This is a genomic window from Clostridium sp. ZBS2 (assembly GCF_023845855.1).
Lineage (GTDB): Bacteria > Bacillota > Clostridia > Clostridiales > Clostridiaceae > Clostridium > Clostridium aquiflavi.
In genome coordinates this window covers 1-11,529 of the sequence record NZ_JAMQIF010000036.1, presented here as the reverse complement: position 1 = coordinate 11,529, position 11,529 = coordinate 1, and the positions used below count along the sequence as shown (strand labels likewise).

General features: G+C 27.8%; 6 protein-coding genes. All 6 read right to left on the bottom strand.

The window, feature by feature from the left end; genetic code table 11:
- Positions 1 to 337: 337 nt before the first annotated feature.
- The 6 genes from glgD to glgB all read right to left on the bottom strand — a co-directional run bounded on the left by glgD (position 338) and on the right by glgB (position 10,892).
- A complete protein-coding gene (gene glgD, locus NG918_RS16115; RefSeq protein ID WP_252216988.1) occupies positions 338 to 1,444 on the bottom strand; it encodes a glucose-1-phosphate adenylyltransferase subunit GlgD in 1,107 nt (368 codons plus the stop codon).
- 21 nt (positions 1,445 to 1,465) lie between these two features.
- A complete protein-coding gene (locus tag NG918_RS16110) occupies positions 1,466 to 2,626 on the bottom strand; it encodes a glucose-1-phosphate adenylyltransferase (RefSeq protein ID WP_252216986.1) in 1,161 nt (386 codons plus the stop codon).
- A 97-nt stretch (positions 2,627 to 2,723) separates the two neighbouring features.
- Positions 2,724 to 4,538, bottom strand: a complete 1,815-nt coding sequence (locus NG918_RS16105; protein WP_252216983.1) for a glycoside hydrolase family 13 protein — start codon at positions 4,536 to 4,538, stop codon at positions 2,724 to 2,726.
- A 168-nt stretch (positions 4,539 to 4,706) separates the two neighbouring features.
- Entirely contained in the window at positions 4,707 to 7,148 is a 2,442-nt protein-coding gene (locus NG918_RS16100; RefSeq protein WP_252216992.1) for a glycogen/starch/alpha-glucan phosphorylase, read from the bottom strand.
- 30 nt (positions 7,149 to 7,178) lie between these two features.
- Entirely contained in the window at positions 7,179 to 8,615 is a 1,437-nt protein-coding gene (gene glgA / locus NG918_RS16095; RefSeq protein ID WP_252227049.1) for a glycogen synthase GlgA, read from the bottom strand.
- Positions 8,616 to 8,645: 30 nt separating this feature from the next.
- The gene (gene glgB, locus NG918_RS16090) at positions 8,646 to 10,892 is read right to left on the bottom strand and encodes a 1,4-alpha-glucan branching protein GlgB (RefSeq protein WP_252227047.1); all 2,247 of its coding nucleotides are present in this window, start codon (positions 10,890 to 10,892) and stop codon (positions 8,646 to 8,648) included.
- Positions 10,893 to 11,529 lie beyond the last annotated feature (637 nt).

Genomic DNA, 11,529 nt, shown 5'->3' with positions numbered 1-11,529 from the left:
ATTTTCAAAGACCAAATTTTTATCGTTGACTTTCTTGTCAACTTTTGTTTTATTGTGTCACCCTTAAGCGACTTCCTTAGTATATCACCTAAGTTTTTTCATGTCAACAAGTTTTTTTAATGAGTTTGAAATTTTATTTCTAACTTATTTTTTACTTGTTGGTCGCATCTCTCAGCGACGAGTTTTATAATACCATCTCAAAAAACAATTGTCAACAGTATTTTAAAAGTTTTTTATTATTTTAATAAAAAATGCCTATATGCTAAACAGTTTTTATACTACAAAGCTTATAGGCATAATTATTTATATATTAACACTATGTTTAAACAGAGCATTTTTAAAGATATTCTTTTTTCATAACTACTAGAGGATATAAACTAGATCCTATAAGTTTTTCTCCCTCTTTAACCTTTATTCCCTTATCTGTAATTACACTATCTAATAAAGTGTTATCTTCTATAATACTATCTTGCATTACTACACAATTTTTCAACTTTGCATCCTTACCTACAAAAACTCTTCTTCCTATAACACAATTTTCTACCTCGCCTTCTATATAACATCCATTAGCTATTATAGAATTCTTAACATTACTAGTGTCTGTATAATGTGTTGGCGCCTCATCTTTTGCTTTCGTATATATTCCTCTATCTTCTCTGAATATTTCCTTACTTATCTTTCTATTTAATAATTTCATATTGCTATCGTATAATGTTTTTATAGAATTTATACAATTTAATTCGCCATCAAATTTATATGCCCCTACTCTTAAACTGTCTAAATTATCATGTATAAAGCTTTTAACTTTTTTATACATTCCACTAACTAAGCAATCTTGGACTATATCTATAAATAAGCTAGTTTTTAATACATAAACTTCCATGCCTATATTAATGTTATTATCTCTACCTACATTTTCACCAATGCTTACAACTTCATCTAAATCATCAAAGTTTAAAACATCACATCCTACAAATGAGTTTTTACCATTGTTTATTTTTTTATATACCATTGTTATATCTTGTCCACTCTTTTTGTGATAATCAATTACTTTTTGATAATCTATATTACAAAGCATATAAGATGGAGTTAATAACAAATATTCCTTATGACTACGCTTAAAAAACTCTATATTTTCTGAAAAATTATGAACATCTTCATATACTGGATCTACTTCACAAAAATTAAATACTCTTAATCCATTTTGATTTCTGTGTAAATCCCATGGTCTACCATTAGTTAAATGATCAATTAGCGATCTAGACTTATTTTTTGTAAAAATTCCAATACTCTCTATACCTGAATTTGTCATATTTGATAATACGAAATCTATAATTCTATATCTTCCTGCTATAGGGACTGATGCAAGTGGTCTATTTATTACTAGTTCTCCCATTTTTGTTTCATTTTCATCTAAATTTATTATTCCAACACAATCATTCATCTCTTTTTCCCTCAACTTTCCTTATACCGCCTTGCTATTTTTCATGATACTACCCATTTTTACCTCTTCTTTGGCAGCAACAATTTCAATTTCATCACCTGTGCCTATTACACAGTCTTTCCTTATCACAGCATCATTTCCAATTATAGCTTTTTCAATTATCACATTATCCCCTATTTTAGCGTTTGTCATAATAACAGAGTCTTTTATTACTGTATTTTTACCAACTTGTACACCTTGGAATAAAACAGAATTTTGTACTGTTCCATTAACAGTGCATCCTTCAACTATAAGTGAATTAGTAACCTTAGCATTTTCTCCTATATATTGTGCTGGTCTTACTGGATTTGTTGAATATATTCTCCAATCTTGATCATGCAAATTAAGTTCATTATCAGATTTTAACAAGTCCATATTTGCTTGCCAAAGGCTTTCAATAGTTCCAACATCTTTCCAATATCCTTCAAATGGATAAGCAACCATTTTACCACCGTCATTTAACATTGATGGTATTATATCTTTACCAAAGTCATTGCTTGAACTTTTATTAGCTTCATCATTTCTTAAATATTTCTTTAATGTTTTCCAATTAAATATATATATACCCATAGAAGCTAAATTACTTTTAGGTATTTTAGGTTTTTCCTCAAATTCATATATGGACATATCATCTCTAGTGTTCATTATTCCAAAACGACTAGCTTCATTTACTGGAACTTCAATTACTCCAATAGTGGCATCTGCATTCTTTTCCTTATGAAATTCTAACATTTTTGTATAATTCATTTTATATATATGATCACCTGATAGTATAAGTACATACTCTGGATCATACCTGTCAACAAATTCTATATTTTGATAAATTGCATTTGCTGTTCCTTTATACCAATTTCCACCCTTTTCTTCTTGATATGGTGGCAATATGCTTACTCCACTATCTTTTCTATCTAAATCCCAAGGTAAACCTATTCCTATGTGTGCATTTAATTCTAAAGGCTTATATTGTGTCAAAACCCCCACTGTATAAATCCCTGAATTTGCACAATTACTCAAAGGAAAATCAATTATTCTATACTTTCCTCCAAATGGCACTGCTGGCTTAGCTAACTTCTTGGTCAATACTCCTAATCTTGAGCCTTGTCCCCCCGCTAATATCATAGCCACAATTTCAGTATTTCCCATAAATATCTCCTCTCTTTTTCCCCTTAAATTATCATGTATTCACGACATAACTCTTATAAATCTTCTTTAAACAAAGCATCCATTTTAATTTACATATTTATTTAGATAATATTAAAAAATTATATGGTGATAAGTTGATATCAGCCTTATCAAAATCTATAGTTTTATTACTAAATAATTCGCTATATACACCTTCAAATTCAAATTTATTTAAGTTTTTATGCAAGCCTGAATTATTTAATACTACTATTATGTTTTTTCCTTCATATGTTCTTTTTAATATACATATGTTCACATCCATATCAAATATTTTTAAATTACCTTTTCTCAAAACCTCTTCATTTTTTCTTATATTTATTATCTTAGAGTAAAATTTTAATATCTCTTGATTTTCATTATTCCATGGATAAGCCTTTCTATTTTCAGGATCTTTTCCACCCTTTAACCCAGCTTCATCTCCATAATAAATTACCGGTACTCCTGGCAATGTCATTTGAAAAACTATCATTAATTTAAGTAAATATAAATTTCCATCTAATATTGTTAAAATTCTTTCAGTATCATGTGTACCTATAACATTCATATTAGAATTAAAAATTTCTCTTGGATAATTCTCATACAAAGACATTATTCTCTTTTTTAGTTTCTCAGAAGTTATATACCCTTTAACAAAATTTATTAAACATTCTCTTAACGGATAATTAGTAACTGAATCTAATTCTTTGCCAAATAAATATTTTCTTCGTTTTGAATAACTTATTTTATTAGAAGCATCATCCCAAACCTCTCCTATAAGTACGCTATCATTATTAATTTCCTTCATTCTTTTTTTAAAAATCTCTATAAATTTATCTGGTAATTCATCAGCAACATTTAGTCTCCATCCACTCGCACCCAAATTCATCCATTTTTCCATTATAGAGCCTTTTTTATTTACTATATAGTCTAGATAACTCTCTTCAAGTTCATTTACATTAGGTCTATTATCTATACCCCACCAAGATTGATATTGATAAGGATAAGTTATGAATTTATACCACTTGTAATACTTTGAATTAGGGGACTGATATGCACCAACTTCATCATAATTTCCATACTTGTTAAAATATCTACTATCAGATCCAGTGTTACTGAATACTCCATCTAATATAATTCTTATTCCTTTGCTTCGTGCTATATTACATAATTTTGAAAATTCTTCGTTAGTTCCAAACATTTCATCTATAACTTCATAATCACCAACATCATATTTGTGACAACTAGATGATTTAAATATTGGACTTAAATATATGATATTAGCACCTAAAGATTTTATATAATCTAATTTTTTTATTATTCCTTTTAAATTTCCACCATAAAAATCCCATCTTGAAATTCTTCCCATATTATCTTTTATATACATTGGCTCATCATTCCATGTAGCATATAAAAAAGAATTTTTCTTTGGTTTATTTATGCTGTTATCTTCATTTCCATTGCAAAATCTATCAACAAATATCTGATATATAACACCATCTTTATACCACTTAGGCACATCAATTTTTTCATATACAGTTACTTCATATGGCAAAGGATCATTATTATATACTTGTCCTTCGCCGCCTAATTTTTCATCATTATTTCCATAATAAATTCTCTTATAACCATCTATTAAAATAAAATAATATCTTAGCAGTCCTGTTTTATTAGATGTATCTATTTCTACTGAGTATTTATAGTTTCCATCATTTAAATATTCTTTTTGCATTTCCAATAAACTACTCTCATTATTAAAATCAGTTAATTCAAGAGCTACTAATAAATCTCTATTGACTATAATTGATAGTTTTATAGCTCTACCAATTTCAACTGCTCCAAAAGGTTTTTTAAAATTCTTATCTTGAGAATTGTATCTCACTTTTGTTTTATCCATAAATTAGCCCTTCCTATAAGGCACATTCAAATAAATAACAAGTCAAAGATGCGACGGATATTTTGTGAAATACAATGACTTGGGTTCTGCTAATAGTTGTACTATTAGTAGGTTCCAAGGAAGAAGTAGTTCACAAAATAAACTAGCATGCTGACTAGTTATTTATTTTTATATGCCTAAGTTCTTGTAAATAACTTCTGATCCCCAAATTCCAGTTGCATATTGTTCAATAGTTCTATCAGATGAAAATATTCCTGAATGTGATATATTTATTCCACATATCTTATTCCACATATCTTTATCTCTATAAAGAACGTCTATCTTATCTTGTGCCTTTAAATAAGAATCAAAGTCTTTTAATACAAAAAATTCATCATTATACGTTATTAAATTTTGATATAAAGTTTTAAATCTTTGCTTATCATTATGGTATTTCCCATTAGTTAAATCATTAATAACATTCTTAATTCTTGAATTATGATTATACATTTCTAACGAACTATATCCTCCATTTTTGTAATAACTTAATACTTCGTCTGCTTCTAATCCAAAAATAACTATATTGTCTTCTCCAACTTCATCTTTAATCTCTATATTTGCTCCATCAAGTGTTGCTACTGTAATAGCTCCATTCATCATAAATTTCATATTTGAAGTTCCTGAAGCTTCTTTAGTTGTTGTTGAAATTTGCTCACTTACATCCGCCCCTGGAACAATTTCTTCAGCTAAAGATACATCATAGTTTTCCATAAATACTACTTTCATTTTCTTATTAACTCTTGGATCATTATTTACTTTACTTGCAATATTATTTATAAGTTCGATAATGGTTTTGGCTAAATAATATCCTGGTGCAGCCTTTCCACCAAATATAAATGTTCTTGGGTAAATATCTAAATTAGGATTATCAAGTAATTTATTATATAAGTCCATTATTCTTAAACAATTTAAAGTTTGTCTTTTATATGCATGTATTCTCTTTACTTGAACGTCAAATATAGAATTAGGATCAACTATAATGCCTTCATTGTCTAATATTGTCTTTGCAAGTTTTTTCTTATTTTCGAGCTTTATCTTTCCTAGCTCATCTAAAACACTCTTATCATCTAAATGTTTTTGAAAGTTTTCTAAATCTAGTGGATGTTTTATGAACCCATCACCTATGGTGTCTGAAAGTAACTTTGTTAAATTAGGATTACATTTTAATAACCATCTTCTATGAGTTATACCATTTGTTTTATTATTAAATTTATTAGGATACAAATAGTAAAAATCTTTCATTTCCTTTTTCTTTAATATTTCAGTATGAAGTTTTGCTACCCCATTAATACTGTGACTGCCTACTATAGCAAGATGAGCCATTCTTATTTGTCCTTCTCCGATTATAGCCATCTTTGATATTTTATTTTCTTGTCCAGAAAATTTAACTTTTAGCTCTTCACAATATCTTCTGTTTATTTCTTCAACTATCATAAATATTCTAGGAAGCAATTTTTTAAACATATCTACAGGCCATTTCTCTAAAGCCTCTGATAAAATAGTATGATTCGTATAAGATATTGTATTTTCAGTTATTCTCCATGCATCATCCCAAGTTAATTCTTCTTCATCTAACAATATTCTCATAAGTTCTGGTATAGCAAGTGTTGGGTGAGTATCATTTATATGAATAGCTATTTTTTCTGCAAATTCCGGTATCTCTCCCCCGTGCTTTTTAAAATGTCTTATTATACTTTGTATACCAGCGGAAACAAAGAAATATTGTTGTTTTAATCTAAGAATCTTTCCTTCATAAAATGAATCTTCTGGATAAAGAACCTGTGATATAGCTTCAACTGAATTCTTATATTGAATAGCCTGTAAAAAATCACCTCTATTGAATGAAGAAAAATCAAATTCATTTGATAATGCTTCTGCGCTCCAAAGTCTTAAGGTATTAACTATATCGTTTTTATATCCAACAACTGGTGTATCATAAGGTATTGCCAAGATTGGTTCATAATTTACATGTACGAAATTTAACCTTCCATTACGTTCTTCTACTTTAATTTCTCCACCAAATTTAACAATTTCAGATTTATTAGTTTTTCTTTTTTCCCATACATTGCCTTCTTTTAACCAATTATCAGATACTTCAACTTGCTTTCCATCAATAATTTTTTGTTCAAAGAAACCGTATTTATATCTAATTCCACATCCATGACCAGGCATGTTTAATGATGCCATTGAATCTAAGAAACATGCAGCAAGTCTTCCTAATCCTCCATTACCAAGTCCTTGATCTTCCTCTAGATTTTCTAAGTCTTTCAAATTTATATTAAGTTCTTCTAAAGCTTCTTTACAAATATCTCTTATTCCAATATTTAATAAAGAATTACCCAACAATCTTCCAAGTAAAAATTCCATTGAAAAATAATAAACTTGTTTTTCACCTGTTTTATTATATTTTTTGTTTGTTTTAAGCCATGTCCTAGTTACATAATCTCTTACCAAACTTCCTAAAGCTTCGTATTTTTGTTGGTTCGTTCCTTCCTTTAGTTCTATTCCGTGCATTTCTAAGAATTTGTTTACATATGCTTTTTTGAATGCTTTTTTATCCATTTCTATCATCATTACCCCTCCTTTAGAAAAATTATTAGATTATCTATAGCTTAATTCTTTGTACATATTTAAATATTCATCTGCTGACTTGCTCCAACTATTATTAGAATTCATAGCATTTTTCACAAGGTTTGACCACTTGTTTTTATCATAATAAATCTTTAAAGCGTACTCTATTATATGGAGTAATTCATCTGCGTTGTAATTATAAAAACTAAATCCATTTCCTTCACCTGTGTACTCATTGTAAGCTCTAATTGTATCTTTCAAGCCACCAGTTTCTCTTACTATTGGTATACTTCCGTATCTAAGAGCTATGAGTTGTCCTAAGCCACAAGGTTCAAATAATGATGGCATTAAAAACATATCTGATGCAGCATATGCTTTATGAGCCAAATTATTGTCAAATCTAATATTTGCTGAGACCTTATTTCCATATTTATAATCTAACCACTTAAAGTGATCTTCATAATGTTTATCTCCAGTTCCAACAATAACTAATTGAATATCATTTTGTAATAATCTCTCTGAAATATGCACTAATAAATCTAAACCTTTTTGACTTGTTAATCTTGTTACCATTGCAATCATAGGTATATTTTCATTAACGCTTAACCCTAGTTCTAACTGTAAATTTCTTTTATTTTCATATTTATCATTTATATTATTTACATCATAATTTTTATTTATTAAATTATCATTTTTAGGATTAAATTCATCGTAATCTATTCCATTTAATATTCCTCTTAACATATAGGATTTTTCTCTTAACAGCCAATCTAGTCTTTCTCCAAACTCAGGAGTTTTTATTTCTTCTGCATAGCTATAGCTAACAGTTGTTATCATATCTGAGTAATTTATAGCACCCTTCATAAATCCTACGCCATCATCAAATTTTAAATTAGTATTTGTATACTGTTCATAATCATATCCAAACAGTTCTGGTAATATAACTGGATCAAATATTCCTTGGAAAGCTATATTGTGAATTGAAAATACTGATTTTATATCCCAATAAAACATATCTTTTCTCATATATTCTAGTTTCAATAAAACTGGTATCATCCCAGTTTGCCAGTCATTACAATGAATTACATTTGGTTTCCAATCCAATTGTTTTATCATGTCTAGTACCGCTCTATCAAAAAATGCAAATCTTTCAGCATCATCATAATGACCATACATTCCACCTCTAGAAAAATAGTATTCATTATCCACAAAATAATAAATTACGCCATCATGTTCATATTCTAAGATTCCACAATATTGATTGCGCCATCCAACATCTACGTTAAACCACTTATTAAATCTAAGCTTATTTTTTAGTTCATGGTTTATTTCTTTATATTTAGGTATAACAACTCTAACATCTACACCTTTTCTTGCTAATTCCTTAGGTAACGCTCCAGCTACATCACCTAATCCCCCACTTTTTATAAACGGATGTGCTTCTGATGCTACAAATAAAACTCTCATACTTCTTCCCCCTAATTCACCAATGTTCTATTATTTTATATACTCAATTTTATCTAATAATTCTTCTCTATCTATTTCAGCTATTTCTGTTACCTTCTTCATAAAAGTTTTTTCTTCAATATCCTTGTATATAGATTTTATTTTTAATACTAATGTTGCCATAGGAGGTACCTTAATTTGTAATGAATATGGCTTATTATGATATTCTAATTTTTCTGATATTAATGTTTCCCCCATAACTTGTCCAGAACCACCATACTTGCTATCATCTGTATTAAATACTTCTTCATATTCACCTAAAAATGGAACTCCAATTTTATAGTCATAATATACAATTGGAGTAAAATTACTAATAAAAATTAAAGTATCATTGTCATCTTTACTTCTTCTTATAAACTCAAGTATACTTTGAGAATTATTATCTGCATCAATCCAGGTAAAACCTTTTTCATCATGATCTAATTCCCAAAGTGCTTTATTATCTATATAAAAATGATTTAAATCTTTGAAGAAAACTTGTGTCTGTCTATGCATATCATATTTATCTATTAAAAACCACTCTAATTCTTCATATTCTCTCCATTCTATAAATTGTCCAAATTCACATCCCATAAATAATAACTTTTTACCTGGGTGTCCCATCATGTAAGATGCAAACAATCTTAAGCCAGAAAACTTATTCCAATAATCTCCCCACATTTTATCAACCAATGACTTTTTACCATGTACTACTTCATCATGTGATATTGGTAATATAAAATTCTCTGAATAATTGTACATCATTGAAAAAGTTACTTTATCATGGTTGAATTTTCTATATATAGGATCTACTTTTATATATTCTAAAGTATCGTTCATCCATCCCATATTCCATTTAAAATTAAATCCTAATGATTCTCCATTATTAGATTTACTAACATTAGGCCATGATGTTGATTCCTCTGCAATCATTAATATATTAGAATCTTCCGCTTTAACAGCCTTGTTTAATTGTTTTAAGAACTCTATACCTTCTAAATTTGCATTTCCTCCAAATTGATTAGGCTCCCATTCACCTTCTTCTTTACCATAATCTAAGTAAAGAATACTTGATACAGCATCAACTCTAATTCCATCTATATGAAATTCTCTTATCCAATACAGAGCGTTTGATATTAAGTAACTACGAACTTCTGGTTTTCCTAAATCAAAATTACAAGTTCCCCAACCACAATTTTCTGATCTCCATTCTTCGCTATACTCATATGTTGTAGTTCCATCAAATTTATATAATCCGTGAGAATCCTTACAAAAATGACCTGGAACCCAATCAATTATTACACCTATTTCTTCATCATGTAGCTTTTCTATAAGCATTTTCAAACCATTAAAATCACCATATCTACTTGTTGGAGAATAATATCCCGTTCCTTGATATCCCCAAGAAGCATCTAATGGATGTTCTCCAAGTGGCATCAATTCAACGTAAGTATAACCCATATCTTTTAGATATTTTGGCAGCTCTACACTTAACTGCTCATATGTTAAAAATTCTCCATCTTCATTTCTTTTCCATGATCCTAGATGCATTTCGTATATATTCATTGGCATTTCATATATATTTAATTTATTTCTTCTATTAATCCATTTCTTATCATTCCATTTAAACTTATCTAATTCACATACTATTGATGCAGTATTAGGTCTAAGTTCACTTTGTATTGCATATGGATCGGATTTAAAATCTGATTGATTTCCTAATTCATCTATAAAGCAGTATTTATATTTACTACCATCATTTATATGTGGTAAAAATACGCTCCACAATCCATTTTCATCTAATTTTTCAAGTTTATAATTTTCATCTATTTTAAAATCATTAAAATCTCCAACTAAATAAGCCTCTTTTGCATTGGGAGCCCAAGTAGTAAACCTTACTCCTTTTTTTCTTTTTTCTGTTTTTATATGAGCGCCTAGAATCTTATAAGATTCATAGTTTTTCCCTTCATGAAATTTTTTAATATTCGTTTCATTTAGTTCATAAGAATTTGACTTTTTAGTACTACTTTTTACTTCTTTATTTTCACTGTTATTATTGCTTGAATTTGTTTCTGCTTTTATACTTGAGGCTTTTTTATTAGTAGTTCGATTTGATTTTTTAGACGAACTTATTTTTTTAGCAGCTTTAGTTATATCTTTTTCTGGATCTTTTAGTATTTCAGCTGTTTCTTCTAATATAATTTCTTTGGGTTCAGTATCTAATTCATAATCTATCTTCTTAGTATCAGCATTACTCAAGTTATCCCCTCCATTTACCTTATATCCATTTATTATATTTTTTACTATATTTAGTAATTTATCAAAGTTATCAATTGTTATTTTACCAAATTTTTGAATACAATTCATTAATTTTCATCATTGCTTAAATCTCATAAAACTACTTATATTTCAATTTTTCTTGTTTATTTTAAAAATTAAATTTCATTTTTTATGTTTATTTATAGTATTTTGTAAATTATTAATATAATATAGTTTAATAATTTAGAAGAACAAATTTATTCTAAACGTTTTCTTTAAAAACAAATGATTGATACCTATAATCTCAAATTCAAAATACTTCTAATTCAATACCTCTCACTTTTTTATCTTAATTTCAATACATCTTTAAACATAACTATTTCTTAATCTTTATTAGTTGAAATTATAGAAAGTACAGTATTAGTTAAAAATAACTAATACTGTACTTTAATAAGTCGTCTTAAAATTTTTACTTTAACAATAAAAAAATCTTATAAAATTTCTTACACTTGATACAAATATAACAATACAACGATATATTAAATATATAAGACTATCTTAAAGTTATAAAAAAACTTTATCTCTTATTTAAACATCACTTTAATATATTTTTATATACTAAAAAAGAGATAGTTGT

Bases quoted from the DNA above. Each gene is read 5' to 3' on its own strand.
- NG918_RS16105 (WP_252216983.1), bottom strand. From the start codon at position 4,538: ATGGATAAAACAAAAGTGAGATACAATTCTCAAGATAAGAATTTTAAA.
- NG918_RS16110 (WP_252216986.1), bottom strand. From the start codon at position 2,626: ATGGGAAATACTGAAATTGTGGCTATGATATTAGCGGGGGGACAAGGC.
- NG918_RS16100 (WP_252216992.1), bottom strand. From the start codon at position 7,148: ATGATAGAAATGGATAAAAAAGCATTCAAAAAAGCATATGTAAACAAA.
- glgD (WP_252216988.1), bottom strand. From the start codon at position 1,444: ATGAATGATTGTGTTGGAATAATAAATTTAGATGAAAATGAAACAAAA.
- glgA (WP_252227049.1), bottom strand. From the start codon at position 8,615: ATGAGAGTTTTATTTGTAGCATCAGAAGCACATCCGTTTATAAAAAGT.